The 13,889-nt window shown below is 40.5% G+C and carries 17 protein-coding genes; 13 read left to right on the forward strand and 4 right to left on the reverse strand.

Annotation, left to right across the window (positions count from 1 at the left end):
- Positions 1 to 5: 5 nt before the first annotated feature.
- The 6 genes from flgL (at position 6) to AWM68_RS19100 (ending at position 4,246) form a co-directional block, all read left to right on the forward strand.
- Positions 6 to 902, forward strand: coding sequence for a flagellar hook-associated protein FlgL (flgL, locus tag AWM68_RS19075; RefSeq protein ID WP_066245400.1), 897 nt, complete (start codon positions 6 to 8; stop codon positions 900 to 902).
- A 63-nt stretch (positions 903 to 965) separates the two neighbouring features.
- Positions 966 to 1,520 (forward strand): DUF6470 family protein, encoded by a 555-nt coding sequence (locus AWM68_RS19080; protein WP_066245402.1) that lies wholly within the window; start codon positions 966 to 968, stop codon positions 1,518 to 1,520.
- 27 nt (positions 1,521 to 1,547) lie between these two features.
- Positions 1,548 to 1,991: a flagellar assembly protein FliW gene (gene fliW, locus AWM68_RS19085; protein WP_066245405.1), complete on the forward strand. Its 444-nt coding sequence runs from the start codon at positions 1,548 to 1,550 to the stop codon at positions 1,989 to 1,991.
- 3 nt (positions 1,992 to 1,994) lie between these two features.
- The gene (gene csrA / locus AWM68_RS19090) at positions 1,995 to 2,222 is read left to right on the forward strand and encodes a carbon storage regulator CsrA (protein ID WP_066245406.1); all 228 of its coding nucleotides are present in this window, start codon (positions 1,995 to 1,997) and stop codon (positions 2,220 to 2,222) included.
- A gap of 153 nt (positions 2,223 to 2,375) precedes the next feature.
- Positions 2,376 to 3,473 carry a flagellin gene (locus AWM68_RS19095; protein ID WP_066245407.1) on the forward strand — a complete coding sequence of 366 codons (1,098 nt, stop codon included), beginning with the start codon at positions 2,376 to 2,378 and terminating at the stop codon, positions 3,471 to 3,473.
- Between the two features lie 464 nt (positions 3,474 to 3,937).
- Positions 3,938 to 4,246, forward strand: coding sequence for a DUF5658 family protein (locus tag AWM68_RS19100; protein WP_066245409.1), 309 nt, complete (start codon positions 3,938 to 3,940; stop codon positions 4,244 to 4,246).
- Between the two features lie 46 nt (positions 4,247 to 4,292).
- On the opposite strand, the gene AWM68_RS19105 is transcribed toward AWM68_RS19100, so the two are convergent.
- The gene (locus AWM68_RS19105; protein ID WP_066245411.1) at positions 4,293 to 6,263 is read right to left on the reverse strand and encodes an acyltransferase family protein; all 1,971 of its coding nucleotides are present in this window, start codon (positions 6,261 to 6,263) and stop codon (positions 4,293 to 4,295) included.
- Between the two features lie 258 nt (positions 6,264 to 6,521).
- Between AWM68_RS19105 and flaG the strand changes: the two genes are divergently transcribed.
- The 4 genes from flaG to AWM68_RS19125 are packed head-to-tail and all read left to right on the forward strand — an operon-like array spanning position 6,522 to position 9,191.
- A complete protein-coding gene (gene flaG / locus AWM68_RS19110) occupies positions 6,522 to 6,860 on the forward strand; it encodes a flagellar protein FlaG (RefSeq protein WP_066245413.1) in 339 nt (112 codons plus the stop codon).
- A 21-nt stretch (positions 6,861 to 6,881) separates the two neighbouring features.
- Complete coding sequence (locus tag AWM68_RS19115; protein ID WP_066245749.1) at positions 6,882 to 8,408, forward strand: flagellar hook-associated protein 2; 1,527 nt, start codon at positions 6,882 to 6,884, stop codon at positions 8,406 to 8,408.
- Between the two features lie 31 nt (positions 8,409 to 8,439).
- Complete coding sequence (gene fliS / locus AWM68_RS19120; protein WP_066245415.1) at positions 8,440 to 8,841, forward strand: flagellar export chaperone FliS; 402 nt, start codon at positions 8,440 to 8,442, stop codon at positions 8,839 to 8,841.
- Positions 8,841 to 9,191, forward strand: a complete 351-nt coding sequence (locus AWM68_RS19125; RefSeq protein ID WP_066245417.1) for a hypothetical protein — start codon at positions 8,841 to 8,843, stop codon at positions 9,189 to 9,191. Before fliS ends, AWM68_RS19125 begins: the two co-directional genes overlap by 1 nt.
- A 63-nt stretch (positions 9,192 to 9,254) precedes the next feature.
- Here AWM68_RS19125 and AWM68_RS19130 read toward each other — a convergent pair whose 3' ends face one another.
- Positions 9,255 to 10,040 (reverse strand): AAA family ATPase, encoded by a 786-nt coding sequence (locus tag AWM68_RS19130; protein ID WP_066245419.1) that lies wholly within the window; start codon positions 10,038 to 10,040, stop codon positions 9,255 to 9,257.
- 323 nt (positions 10,041 to 10,363) lie between these two features.
- On the reverse strand, positions 10,364 to 11,464 hold the full coding sequence (locus AWM68_RS19135) for a citrate synthase/methylcitrate synthase (RefSeq protein WP_066245421.1): 1,101 nt from the start codon (positions 11,462 to 11,464) through the stop codon (positions 10,364 to 10,366).
- Between the two features lie 118 nt (positions 11,465 to 11,582).
- Here AWM68_RS19135 and AWM68_RS19140 point away from each other — a divergent pair, with 118 nt between their 5' ends.
- On the forward strand, positions 11,583 to 12,461 hold the full coding sequence (locus tag AWM68_RS19140) for a LysR family transcriptional regulator (RefSeq protein ID WP_066245423.1): 879 nt from the start codon (positions 11,583 to 11,585) through the stop codon (positions 12,459 to 12,461).
- A 69-nt stretch (positions 12,462 to 12,530) separates the two neighbouring features.
- On the opposite strand, the gene AWM68_RS19145 is transcribed toward AWM68_RS19140, so the two are convergent.
- Entirely contained in the window at positions 12,531 to 12,794 is a 264-nt protein-coding gene (locus tag AWM68_RS19145) for a YqhV family protein (protein ID WP_066245751.1), read from the reverse strand.
- Positions 12,795 to 13,114: 320 nt separating this feature from the next.
- On the opposite strand from AWM68_RS19145, the gene AWM68_RS19150 reads away from it, so the two are divergent.
- Both AWM68_RS19150 and cspC read left to right on the forward strand, forming a co-directional pair.
- Positions 13,115 to 13,312, forward strand: a complete 198-nt coding sequence (locus AWM68_RS19150) for a cold shock domain-containing protein (protein ID WP_066245425.1) — start codon at positions 13,115 to 13,117, stop codon at positions 13,310 to 13,312.
- Between the two features lie 242 nt (positions 13,313 to 13,554).
- Positions 13,555 to 13,755 (forward strand): cold shock protein CspC, encoded by a 201-nt coding sequence (gene cspC, locus AWM68_RS19155; RefSeq protein ID WP_034314312.1) that lies wholly within the window; start codon positions 13,555 to 13,557, stop codon positions 13,753 to 13,755.
- The last annotated feature ends 134 nt before the right edge of the window (positions 13,756 to 13,889 follow it).

A 13,889-nucleotide genomic window follows, 5' to 3' on the forward strand; every position in this document is an offset into this window, starting at 1 on the left:
CAACCATGCGAGTAACACAATCCATGTTATCCAATAATATGCTGAGACACATTAGCCAAAGCTATGGAAGTATGGCGAAAACACAAGAACAGTTATCAACAGGTAAAAAAATTAGCCGTCCTTCCGATGACCCGGTTGTAGCAATGAAAGGTATGACATACAGAACGAATTTGACACAAGTCGAACAATACAAGCGTAATCTGTCGGAAGCCTACAACTGGATGGAGAACTCAGATGCTGCAATGGACAAGGCGACGAGCGTCATGCAGCGTATCCGTGAGCTTACGGTTCAAGCGAGCAACGGAACATATGAAGAGTCGCAAAAAGGTATGATCGGACAAGAAATCAATCAGTTAAAAGAGCATCTTGTTTCAATTGCAAATACTCAAGTAGCAGGGAAGTATATTTTCAATGGCAATGATACAACTAACAAGCCAGTTGATTTTAATAAGTCGCCTGCGGTTTCAACAAACGGTAACCCGGTTAATCTTGAGCTGTCACAAGGAATTGAAATTGCGGTTAACATGAATCCGAAAAACATCTTTACACATAAAGAAGGGCCTCCAGAAAGCGGTTTGTTTGGGGATATCAATGAGTTGATGAAAGCTCTTGAAGGTAAGTCTGGAGAAGACATTAGCGGATTTTTAGAAAAACTAGATTCCCACATCAATCATTTAGTAGCTGAGCGTGCTGAGCTAGGGGCTCGATATAATAGAGTTGAACTCATTGATGCCCGTGTGAGCGAGCAAGAAGTGATTGCTAATCGAATCCTCTCTGATAATGAAGACGCAGATATTGAGCGTGTCATTACCGATCTGAAGATGCAAGAAAGTGTTCATCGTGCAGCACTAGCTGTAGGCTCTCGTATTATGCAGCCAACCCTTATGGACTTTTTACGATAAACTAAGAGAGCTATCCTCGTGATAGCTCTTTTCTTGCAATCCACACTTTTTAGGAGGGAATATATGAACGTTCCTCAACTTAGGCTGGAGTCAACCAATGCTAAAATAGGACTGAGCATCCAGCAGCCTATACAAGAAATTCAACAAGCTCCCGCCGATCTTCAAATTAAGCAGCCTAAAGCAGATTTAGAAGTGAAACGTACACCAAGTCAGTTAACCATAGATCAAACAGAAGCCTGGGCTGATATGGATTTAAAACACATCTCCCGCAGAATAGAAGAGTTTGCACAGCAAGGATATGAAGATTGGTTAACAGGTCTTGCTCGTATGTCTCAAGAAGGAGATGACCTGATGAGAGTAGAGAACGGTGGAAATCCAATACCTGACCAAGCGAAAGTGAACAGTGAAAGTCCGATTTATGAATTTAACATCGGCTTCATACCAAGAGCAAACTCTGTGAAAATCAATTATCAGCCGAGTGAAGTGCAGCTAAATTGGCAGACTCACAAACCAGAGATCGATGTTAAGATTAATAGACCTATACACCAATACACACCTGGTAAGGTAAACGTTAGTATGGAACAAATGCCTTCTTTAACAATCAACTGGACGACATAAGAATACATAAAGCAAAGGATGAGTGAGATGATACTTCATACAAAATTTGAAGAAACAATAGAGATCACCGATGAGGATATTTTACATTTTGAACAAGGGTTGCCTGGTTTTAAAGATGAAAAACAATTTGTTCTTCTGCCAATGGAAGGAACGCCATTTTCAACACTGCAATCCGTTTTCACAAAAGAACTCGCTTTTTTTACAATAAATCCATTTCTGTTTTTTAAGGACTATGATTTTGAATTAGTAGAATCGGTGCAAAAACAATTAAAGATAAAAGAAGAATCCGATGTCTTGGTTCAGGTGATTCTAACGATTCAAGAACCATTAGAAAAATCAACAGGTAATCTTCAGGCACCAATAGTGATTAATGTAAAGGAAAACCTGGCAAAGCAAGTAGTACTAACAGATAACAAATACCGAACAAGACATGAGTTATTAGAATCTAGCTTTGTCGGACAGGAGGGTTAAGGAATGCTCGTATTAACCCGAAAGTTACAAGAAGCGATTAAAATTGGAGATGATATTGAACTAACGGTGCTATCCATAGATGGCGATCAGGTGAAATTAGGAATATCGGCTCCTAAACATATAGAGATACATCGCAAAGAAGTCTTTCTATCTATCCAGCAAGAGAACAACCAAGCAGCAAGTACTTCACTTAATACATTCCAGGCATTAAAAAAGTTAAAAAACTCGTAAAACACATTAAAGATGTTCCTTTTTACTCCGATATAACGAATGTAGGAACAAGCAGACCTTTTAACGGCCGTAAAAGTCTGTGAGTTCCGAAGAAAAAACACATCCAACCAACCACAAGGACGTGGGCGGAACACATTCAAGGAGGAAAAAGAAATGAGAATTAATCACAATATCGCGGCACTTAACACACACCGTCAATTAAGCGCAGCTTCAGGCGCACAGTCAAAATCAATGGAAAAATTATCTTCTGGTCTTCGAATTAACCGTGCTGGCGATGATGCTGCTGGTCTTGCTATTTCTGAAAAAATGCGTGCGCAAGTACGTGGCTTAGACCAAGCTTCTAAGAACTCGCAGGATGCGATTTCTATGATACAAACAGCGGAAGGTGCATTAAACGAAACGCATTCTATCCTTCAACGTATGCGTGAGTTAGCGGTACAAGGTGCTAACGATACAAACGTAACTCAAGATAGAGATGCTATCCAAGAAGAATTAAACGAGTTGAAAAATGAAATTGACCGTATTGGAGATACAACGGAGTTTAACAAGCAATTACTATTAAAGGGTAATCTTGGCGGTAGTGTAGAACAAGACGCAGCAACAACTACTGTATTAGGTGTTACAGGTGTAGCAAGTGCTTCTACTAATGGTGCTGCAGCTGGGACTTATGCAATTACAGCAGATACAACTGCTCATACACTTACAATGACTTTTGGGGGTAAAACGCAAACTATTTCTAATGCAGATGGTGCCCAAGATTTAAACTTTACAGACTTTGGAATTACAATAAAAACAAATGCTGGTTATGCACAGGATGATGCTATTGGTGATGTAGAAGTATTAGCAGGTTCTGTAACATTCCAAATTGGTGCTAACGAAGACCAAAATTTAAGTTTAAACATTAGAAATATGAAAACAGATGGTGTACTAAACCTATCAACAGCTGGTCGTGTTGATGTTTCTTCACACGATTCAGCAAAAGCTTCAATTACAAATATTGAAAGTGCAATAACTGAAGTTTCAAAAGAACGTTCAAAACTTGGTGCATTCCAGAATCGTTTAGAGCACACAATTAACAACTTAAACACATCTTCTGAAAACTTAACTGCAGCTGAGTCTCGTATCCGTGACGTAGACATGGCGAAAGAAATGATGGAACAAACTAAAAACTCTATTCTTTCTCAAGCAGCACAAGCAATGTTAGCTCAATCGAATCAAATGCCTCAAGGTGTATTACAATTATTGAGATAATTGATAAGAAGGGCGTCTAGTTTGGTAACGAGCTAGATTATAACTGGGTGAATTGCTGGAACTTCCTTAGAGCCTTTTATCCCACAACGTGACTGGAAACGGTGAGCGTGACGGGTTGAAAAATAAGAGGATTGGATAATCAGCAGCGAAGCTCCTAAGAGGAAACTCTGGAGAACGTTCAACGACTAGGAGATACTGTCTAAGGCAAAAGCTATGACAATGAACTCCGTAGGGCGGTTTAGCCGTTCGAAGTGCCCAGCCCCTTAAGTTTAAGGGTGAAGATATAGTCTTTTCTATGATCGAAAGACATAGTCGCGAAGCAAGCGAACCAACAACCACAAGGAGTTCTTCAACTTCTTCGTTAATTTTAACAGAGTCATCGGACCTTATCCGGTGGCTTTTTTTATGTCTTGAACAGGCAATATTCATTCTGATTGGGATATACTCCTAGTGGGGGTGATGAAATGGTTAGCGACACATGGTTAACCGGTCATTTTTGGATATGTGTTGGTATTGCAGTTTTAAATCTTCTGGATGCTTTTGTTACTCATTATCTACTTATGAACGGAGCAAGGGAACTAAACCCCATAATGAATGCTCTATATCGTTATCATCCACTAGGCTTTATTGGTATAAAGCTATTTTTTTCTGGAATCATTTTGGTGTTTGGTTTGCTACCCGTTCATCCTATTGCACAAAAGCTGACATTTGGAGTATTCCTGGTTTATTCCCTTGTGGTTCTTTGGCAATTGTATTTATTCATTTCTTTCTAATGTACAAAAAAGCCAACCACCCAATGGATGATTGACTTTATTTCATTTAATCAATATGTTTTAACAAATAATCTGCATAAGTTTTAGCACCTGTTTTCGTTAAGTGAACCCCATCATTTCCGATGTACTCAGGATGTGACTCACTCTTTGTAAACCAATCGACTACTTTCACGTTCTTGTAGTTGCCAGCAACGCTTTTAATCGTGTCGTTGACTTCCTTTTGCCAAGGTTTTGGAACACGCGTCGTAATCATGTAAATATTGCGATCACCGATTTCTTTAATTAAAGCATGCATTTTTTTCTCGGCGAGCGGTCCGTTTGCCCCAAGCTCTATGACGACGATTTCACCTAGACTGCCCGAGCTTTTCTTCTGCTGCACGATGTCTTCTGCTTCTCTAAACTGGCGCCCGATTTTCGCATCCACTTTTGCATTTGGAAATACTTCTTCTAAGTGAGGCGTCACGTCAATCATAACCGAATCTCCAATGACGGTAAGCGAACGAGAATCCTGAACAGGCGGTTTTTCTTCAGCCGGAGCTTCATCTTGAGAAGGTTCTTCCTCTGAAGGTGTCTCATCAGATGGCTTTTCTGCACGCTCCTCCGCAGGCTTCTCTACTTTTTTAGGGGCGTCAGGTTTTGGAACAGGTGAAACTTTGTTTTCTGTAGGCGGTTCTTCTTTTCCTACTTTATCTTGAATGGCTGTGATTACTTTATCTTTACTTAACGCTACTGAAGTTGTGGTAAAGCCAATTGCGGATACGCTCATGAAAGCACCTAGAATACAAGCAATCGTTACAAACCTTCCGATAAATGATCGTTCACGTCTCCATTCACCGCGTTTGACCACTCGGCAAAATCTCGTTAAAGCCCCTTTTCGAATCGGGTTCTCAATAAAGGTCCATGAAAGGCTTGCAAGCACTAAAATTAAAACCATTTGAAAAGTCGTTCTAAACAAGCTCGGCGCATCCGCTCCCCATTGCGGGCTCGTTAGCACGATTACTGGAAAATGCCACAAATAGATACCATAAGAGCGGACACCGATCCAGCGCAATGGTTTAAAACTCAACCACGTGTTCAGTCGGCTTGATGGGTGAACCATGACGGCCACTACAAGCATCGACGCAACAGATATAGCGACCATCCCTCCTTGATAGAGGAAGTCTTCATACTGACTCGTGCCCCAGAACATGTAAAACACAAAAGCGAGTGCGGATAACCCGACGAAATCTAGTTTCCAACGAATCTCTGGAGGAAGACTAGTAGATAGTTTTCGACTTGGCCAGATGACAGCTAGGCTTGCTCCTAGTAATAGAGAGAAGACGCGTGTGTCCGTACCATAATAAACACGGCTCGGATCTGCACCTGGTTCGTACAACAGAGTCATGGCAGCTGCGGAAACAAGTGCACCTGCTAGAATCATAGAAAATAGAGAGCCTTCGCGAACCTTTATCTTTAACATCACAATGATAATGAGTGGCCAAAGGATATAAAATTGCTCTTCCACGGCTAACGACCAAAAGTGTGTTAAAAGGGAAGGGGGTCCGAAGCTTTCAAAATACGATAGGTCTTGGAATATGTACCACCAGTTGCTTACGTATAAGATGGCTGCAACCGTATCTTTTTCAAGCTTTTGAAGCATTTCAGGTTCGAAAAGCGTGACATACGTGACGACGACAAGCAGCATGGTGAACATTGCGGGCAGCAGTCTTCTTGCCCGGCGAATCCAAAAGTTTTTAAAATTAATCGTGTTCGTTGTTACAAATTCGGCTACTAAAAGGTCTGTAATTAGGTATCCTGATAAAACAAAAAAGACGGTAACACCGAGCAGTCCGCCGGCTGCCCATTCAAAATTTAGATGGTAAGCGATAACCGCAAGCACGGCGATGGCCCTCAGTCCATCAAGACCTGTTATGTACCTGCCTTTTTCTAGAGGTTGTTCAATGGCTTTACTTTGCTTTACACCTGAATTCGGCTGTCGGCTTTGTTTCTTTCGTTGCTTTGTGCGTTGGTCTTTCATTACTGCCATTATCCTCTCGTTTTCAATTTTCCGTTTATTGTTTTATCTATTTTTATAATGAATGCCACGACGTTTAGTGGTCATTTTTCTACATTTTTCTTCTTCATAATCAACTATTTTACAATAAAAAAGTAGTAAAATGAGTCGTTTCATAGAATTGTAATAATTTTTTTTGCCGTTTTTCTTTTTCTCTTCTTCCTCAACAATTAAATATACAATCCGATATAAATTTTAGAGAAATTAAAAGGGGCGATGAAGGTGGAACTGCAAGCGATTGGTTCTCCTGTAATACAAAAATCTGAGCCTATGCTTAAAAGCCAAAACCAACAAGAACAAACTCCGCAAGCCGAAGTCTCAGTACAACCAAAACCAACAAAAGAATCACTAGAAAAAGTAATCGATGCGATGAACGATATGCTGAAGCCTGCGCATACTTCATCTAAGTTTGTTCTTCACGAAAAGTTGAATGATTATTACGTTCAAGTTGTCGATGAAGTAACGCAAGAAGTGCTGAGAGAGATACCAAACAAAAAGTTTTTAGATATGTATGCGGATATGATTGATTTTATGGGCATCTTTGTAGATAAAAAAATTTAGGGACGGTGATGAACCGTGAGCATGAGAATTGGCGGGTTAGCCAGTGGGATGGACATTGATACGCTTGTTGGCGATTTGATGAAAGCAGAGCGTATTCCATTAGATAAGTTAGCACAGAAAAAGACGACGCTAGAGTGGCAGCGAGATGATTACCGCTCAATGAATAAGCTTTTGACAGAGCTCGATCGATTTATTCTAGACGGAGTCGCACTACAAGGAACGTTTAATAAGAAGACGGTAACAAGCACAAATCCAAATGTGGTTACTGCGACTGTTGCGGGAAGTGCTTCGAATATAACTTCTAACATTAACGTTACTAAGCTAGCAACTGCTAGAAGTTGGGTTTCCGGACAAGTTATAGATCAAAGTGGTAACAAACCAAGTGGAAAAACGGCTCTAGGAACTATGAATTCAGCTTTTGGAACAGCGGAAATTCCTCTTGAAATCAAGGTGACAAAACCAGATGGATCTGAAGTAACTAAGACCATTAAAATCGATCCAACAAAAGATACGTTGGAAACGACGGCTAAGAAGTTCTCAGAAGCAGGATTAGAAATATCAGCGTTTTACGATGACTTCACTGGACAATTTGTTATTTCAAACAATTTAACGGGGAAGGGTTCTAAGATCACACTTGGAACTCCAGAAACCATATCTTTTTTTGGTAATATTGGTTTTTCAACGAACACTACAGCAGATGGAATAGAACTGGGTGCAACTGATACAGACAATGGAGGCAATGCAGAGTTTGACTTGAACGGACTTACAGGTTTGCAGCGAACTTCCAACATTTTTACGATCAGTGGTGTTTCGTATTCGTTAAAAGGCTTAGGTGCTTCAACAATCAGCTCAGCAACAGATACAGATGGTGTTGTTAATTCAATTAAAGATTTTGTGAAAAAATATAACGAAACCATTGAAACGATCAATAAGAAAATGACTGAAACGAAATATCGTGATTTTCCTCCGTTAACGGACGCGCAGCGTAAAGATTTATCTGAAAAAGAAACAGAGCTTTGGGATGAAAAGGCGAAGAGCGGTATGCTGCGCGGTGACTCCATTCTGTCTAGCGGACTAAATGCGATGCGTTCCATTTTGTATGCCAATGTTAGTACGGGTGACGCAAAATTTGATCAGCTTTCTGAGATCGGAATCACAACTTCACGTAACTACTTAGACAAAGGTAAGCTTGAAATCGATGAAAAGAAACTTCGTGATGCGTTAGCCACTAATCCAGATGCTGTAATGAAGATGTTTACTGGGGACAGTACGAATAATGTTGAAGGTATTGCTAAAAAACTTCGTACATCCATTGACCAAACAGTCGACAAAATCGAACTAAAAGCAGGAAACGCTCTTCGTACAAACGCTCAATTTACACTCGGTCGTGAATTAACGGACGTAGATAAGCGTATCTCGGCTTTTGAAGATCGTCTGAAACAGGTTGAAGACCGCTATTGGCGACAGTTCTCAGCGATGGAATCAGCGATCCAGCGTTCCAACCAGCAATCCATGTACTTAATGCAGCAGTTTGGCGGCGGACAGTAATTTTCAAACCAAAAAGGAGTGTTACCTTTACATGTCCATACTTAACGCGAACAAAGCGTATCAAAACAATTCAGTCCAAACAGCGTCTCCCGGCGAGTTGACGCTCATGCTATATAACGGGTGTTTAAAATTTATCGGTCTCGCACGAACGGGGATCGAACTTAAAAATACAGAACAGAAGAACACGAATCTATTAAAAGCGCAAAAGATCATCCAAGAATTGATGGTAACGTTGAACATGGATCTTGAAGTGTCTCAGTCCTTGATGCAAATGTACGACTACATCCATCGTCGTCTGATTGAAGCAAATATTCATAGTGATGCAGCGATTTTGGATGAAGTGGAAGACTATGTGCTCGATTTCCGCAATACGTGGAAAGAAGTAATCCAAATTAACCGTCGTATGCAGCACGGTGAAACGGGACGCGTGTAATGCCTGCGGTCAAAATATTGCTGGAGATCACAAAAAATCTCTATGATCATGTAAGTACAGGTTTACCAAAAGAGGATCGTGAGCCATATATCGAGCGATTGAATGAACTGATCGACCAACGCCAGGCAGCGATTCAAAGTCTTCCGGGCATATATTCGGAGGACGAGCAACGCATGGGCAATATGATTGTGAAGATGAACGAGACAATCGACCCGCTTTTAGCGCGCCAGTTTGAAGAAATTAAGCACGATCTTTCTCTTATGAAGAGGAAGAAAGTAAAGAATGTTCAGTATGCAAATCCGTACCAAACGCTGTCGGGCGATGGCATGTATTTTGATAAGAAGAAATGATAAAAGGCACTAGCTGTTAATCGGCTGAGTGCCTCTTTTTGCGGTTTAAATCTTGTGCCAGCATTACAGATGCCTTAAATAACGTTCAGGATTCTCCAAAAATGTTTTCGTAATTTGCACATGTTCGAGTTCTTCATATGATGTCGAAGCAGGTGGCAGGGAATCAAGATTAATGATCTCTGCACCCGGATACGCCATCAGTATTGGAGAATGAGTAGCGATAATGAACTGTGCATTCTGCTGCTCCATCTCTTTTATTAGTGAAATAAAACTTAATTGTTTCATAGGTGATAGGGGCACTTCAGGCTCATCGAGGATATACAATCCGCCTGGTCTGAATCGTGACTGAAAAAAGTCCAGAAACCGCTCGCCGTGTGATCGAAACTCAAGACCGTCATTATAGAGCTCTTCTAGTTCGTGCAATGTACGATTATGTGGGAGTGAAGCCAAGCTTTTAGCATATGAAGACTTGTTCTTGTACTCTTCTTCTATGTTTTCTAATTCCTTGCGAGCCGTTTCTTTCATTTCAGATGCACGCCTCACAAAATTTGCAAAGTCTTCTGCGGTTAGAAAGAATCCTTTCTTTGTTTTCACACTCCACGTTAATTTTAATTGTTTTGAGAGGGAGTGCAGGTCAGATCCATCATCATTTGATGGATTGATTCGAATTGAACCCGCTTGCTCGGCGATGGCTTCAAGCAGTGTTGACTTTCCCGTTCCATTTTCCCCTACTAAGATCGTGATTGGTTTTTGGAAGTGAAGGGATTCTAAAGATTGAAACAGCGGTAATTGATAAGGATATCCTTGTTTAGTTTTATCTTTTTTATAAGAAATGGACTTTAAAATCACTTTTAACACCTCTTCCTTTTGAAAAAGCTTATCTCTGTTTATTTTATCATGTGAAGACGGGAGTGAAGAGTGTCTTCGTTGCTTTATAAATGTGCATTTTTGTGTGATTGAGCAAAAAAGGGCCTTCACTGAGCGAAACGAGGTACTGATTGAGCGAAAAGGGCCTTCACTGAGCGCAACGGAGAACATATTGAGCGAAACTCAACCCTTTATGAGCGAACGTGTAACCAATAAAAGAACACGTACCGTAAATCTAATAAATACTAACTGTAGAACCTAAAAACGCCTCCATAAAAACAAAAAACCGAACGTCATTGTCCGGTTTACGTGTTTAATGAAGTTGTATCATGAAATTGCCCTGTATAAATCGACTGCGGCCGATAAATAGTATTGTCTTCGGCTTGTTCTAAAATATGAGCCGTCCATCCGACCATCCGGCTTGCCGTAAATGTTGGTGTAAACAAATTCGAATCCAACTGAATCGCCTTCATGATGGCCGCAGCGTAAAATTCAACATTCGTGTACAGAGATCTGCCAGGCTTGTATTCCTTCAACAACGCAACAGCTGTTTTCTCCACATCTAGCGCGAGATCCAACCACTCATCCTCACCGACGATGTCTAATAATTTAGCTTTTAACGCAACGGCTCGAGGGTCATGGGTTTTATAAACGCGGTGTCCGAAACCCATGAGTTTTTCTCCATTCTCCAACTTACGGCGAATCACACGTTCAGCACTGCCAACACTTCGCACCTCGTCAAGCAAGTCTATGACTCCAGAAGGTGCACCTCCGTGAAGAGGACCTTTCATCGTTCCGATCGCGGAGGTTGCTGCAGATACCATATCGGATTCGGTTGATGCTGTTACACGAGCTGAAAAAGTGGAGGCGTTCATGCCGTGTTCTAATGTTAAGATCATGTAGGTTTCGAGAGCAAGCGTATGTGCCTTACTTGGAATTTCTCCATTTAGCATGTATAAGTAATTTTCAACGTGGCTTAAATCTTCTGATGGCTCAACATAAGGTTTGCCATTTTTAAGGCACGTCCAATAACTAATAATCGTAGGAACTAAACTCGTTAAACGAATGGCCTGTTCTATACTTGGTTTCCATCCGTAACTTGCCACACCTTCAGAGGAAATCGCTGTTCGGATTATGCTCATCAAGTCCATGTCTTTTGGAAGATGATCTAAAATATTTTTAATATGAAGGGGGAGTGTGCGATTTTTTATGAGCTCATCTTTTAACTTTTGTAACTTTTCTTGATCTGGAAGTTTACCGTACCATAGCAAATACGCCACTTCTTCAAACGAAAAACGAGAAAGGTCACCAATCTCAAAACCTCTGTAGGTTAACTTTCCTTCGATGCCATCAATGTGGCTAATCTGAGTCTCCGCTGCAACAATTCCTTTAAGTCCTTTTTGCATCTGATTTTTCACTCCTTCCATTATTTAGTATCATTTTATAAGATATAATTAATTTATGATATTGATTATTTTTAATTAAATTAATAATAAAAAATAATCAGCAGAAAGGACGAATACTTTGGAATTTTCTTGGCTGAAAACGTTTATTACAGCTGCTGAATGTGAGAATTTTAGGAGGACGTCAGAAATTCTCCACGTTTCACAGCCTTCTGTAACGGTTCATATCAAATTGCTTGAAGCAGAACTAGGGATGTCTCTATTTTTACGTGAAGGGAGACGAGTGAAGTTGACGGCAGAAGGAAGGCGGTATCTGCAGAACGCGAAGAAACTGATGGAAGTGTATGAGAGCGGGCTAGAGGACCTTAATGCTTTTCAGCAAGGGTATCACTCTCAACTTTGCATCGGTATCTCGCCACTTATTGCCGATACCATTTTGCCATCGGTTTTAAAAAGGTATGTAAGTGTGCATCCGGGAGTCGAGATCTCCATTAAAATCATCGAGTCAGAAGATATTGAATCTGCGGTTTTAAACGAAGAGGTAGATCTCGGACTGTCGTGCTTGGGAAGTTCACATTCTGAAATGATGAGTCAGCTTCTTTATAAAGACAAAGTCGTGCTGGTTGCGCCTCATGATGGGCTGGACTTTGAAGCAGCACCCCCACTGGACGAAAAAGAAGTCCTACTCTCAAACTATCTGCTGACGCACAACCATCCAGGATATTGGGAGGATCTCTCTAAACGTGTAAAATCACTTTATCCTGGTGTGAGGATGATGAAGGTTTCGCAGATTCACATCACGAAAAGATTTATTGCTGAAGGGCTAGGTGTGTCCTTTTTGCCATTATCAACGGTTAGAAGAGAACTCTTAGAAGGCAGGCTGCTTGAGGTGGATTGCTATTCTCTTGATTTACCTGACGCGAATACCTATGCACTAACGAAGTACAATCACGAGAAACAAAGAGAGTTCTTAGCTTATCTATCAGGATATCGGTTTTGATTTTGCCGCGCATTTTCCCTCTTTACGCGCAGTTATCATCAATTCTACGCGTAGCACTAAAGAATTCAGCTATCTCTTTATCCCATAAACAATACAAACGACTCCTAACATGATCCAAATCAGACTCCCAAATGACAATTTGGTAGATAATCCGTAAATTCCGAGTGTCATGGTGGAGAAAAAGATGATGGGACCGACGATTGAGAGCATCGAATTGATAACGAGTGCTCGCTCAACGGTATTGTAATGCAGCATGAAGAGGGCTGCTGTAATTTCAAGACTTCCGGACAGAAAACGAATTGCGGCCATAGCTAGGACGACTTTTTCAATCATATGTAGCAACGTCCATTGCCTCCTTTTTAAACAACTGTTTAATTTTCCTGCGCTGTATATTGGATTATATGTGGCCAAGCTTGGATTAGAAGTGTAAAAAAAGTTGGGAAAAACCGGTCGTTTTTGAGGTCAGTTTTCCTTTTGTATAAAACGGGATATAAGTGTATTAATATACATAAAAAACTTAAAAGATTATTCGACAAAACTTCTTATCTTTCGCTAATCTTAAGCCTTTGACAACTTTTTTGGGTATATGTCATACTATAAAGTGTATAGAAAAACTATACAAAGATTCGCATGATGAAGGGATTGTGAAAGGCATGTTAGGAAAAGTAAAATGGTTTAACGCAGAAAAAGGTTTTGGATTTATCGAGCGCGAAGACGGAGACGATGTGTTCGTACACTTCTCTGCAATCAACACTGACGGATTCAAAAGCCTTGACGAAGGTCAGCAAGTCGAGTTTGATATTGTAGATGGAGCGCGTGGGCCTCAAGCGGCTAACGTAACTAAACTATAAATCATAGGCAATATGACCATAATTGTGATCCCGCCATCTCATTTTGGCGGGTTTTTATTTTGTGATTTTTGCTAAAAAAAGATGGGTGATTTGCAACATACGCAAATCCCTGTTATGATGAATTTACAATTATTTTTGTTCGGTGTAAAAAGATTGTATGAGTTTCGACTTTTCTTCTTTAAAAATACTATGGGCAAGAGTAGTAATATATTTGTGTGGCAACGCACTAGGAGGCAACAAACATGGAACAAGGTACAGTAAAATGGTTTAACGCAGAAAAAGGTTTCGGCTTCATCGAGCGCGAAAACGGAGACGATGTATTCGTACATTTCTCAGCTATCCAATCTGAAGGCTTCAAGTCTTTAGACGAAGGTCAAAAAGTAACTTTTGAAGTAGAGCAAGGTGCTCGTGGCGCTCAAGCTGCTAACGTTCAAAAAGCATAAGCTTCATTTGTGATGAAAACAGGTTCTCTTTAGAGCCTGTTTTTTTTGTGAAAATACACAATAAAAAATCCCCGCACAAATTCCGAGCAGGGAGATGGTACAGGTAATGTAAATGTTTTAAAGCTTCAAAGGTT

It is taken from the genome of Fictibacillus phosphorivorans, assembly GCF_001619875.1.
Classification (GTDB): domain Bacteria; phylum Bacillota; class Bacilli; order Bacillales; family Fictibacillaceae; genus Fictibacillus; species Fictibacillus phosphorivorans_B.